The 484-nt window shown below is 46.9% G+C and carries 1 protein-coding gene; it reads right to left on the bottom strand.

The annotated features are described in order from the left end of the window. Positions 1–209 precede the first annotated feature (209 nt). Positions 210–484 (bottom strand): hypothetical protein (locus tag EN935_RS41300; RefSeq protein WP_206534736.1); only part of this gene is annotated, 275 nt, incomplete at its 5' end.

Here is a 484-nt window from a genome sequence, read left to right as displayed (position 1 = left end):
GGTACAGCCATGACGGCGAGCGAACTCGAGACCTATCTCTCCGCCTATCCGCTTGGCGAAGGGGGGCCGGCGCCCGTTGCGAACGCCTGCCTCTATCTGCTTGGTGATGGAGGAGACTGGATCAGCGGTGCTATTCTAAATGTCAGTGGCGGCCGGTACAGAGGCTGAATGCGGTTTAGCCGAAATCTATAACTCACAGACATCCTCTATCAATTCTGATTTTTCTGAAAATTTTCAATAAAATGCCTTGCAACATTCGATAACGGACGATGTTCTGGTGTAACGATAAAGACTGTCAATTTTATATGCGGGACAAACCTAACTATCTTAAAATCTTTTCTATTTAATGACGCACCTGTAAATTGATCTACAATTGCTACAGCGCCTATATTCTTTGCGATGGCGCAAGCCGTATTTGCATAAGTCGCTTCAATGCTCCAAACATACTCGACATTCGCTGACGCAAATGCGTGCGCTATCAGGC

Origin of the sequence: Mesorhizobium sp. M7D.F.Ca.US.004.03.1.1, assembly GCF_003998635.1 — a bacterium.
Lineage (GTDB): Bacteria > Pseudomonadota > Alphaproteobacteria > Rhizobiales > Rhizobiaceae > Mesorhizobium > Mesorhizobium loti.
This window is presented reverse-complemented; position numbering and strand designations above follow the sequence as displayed.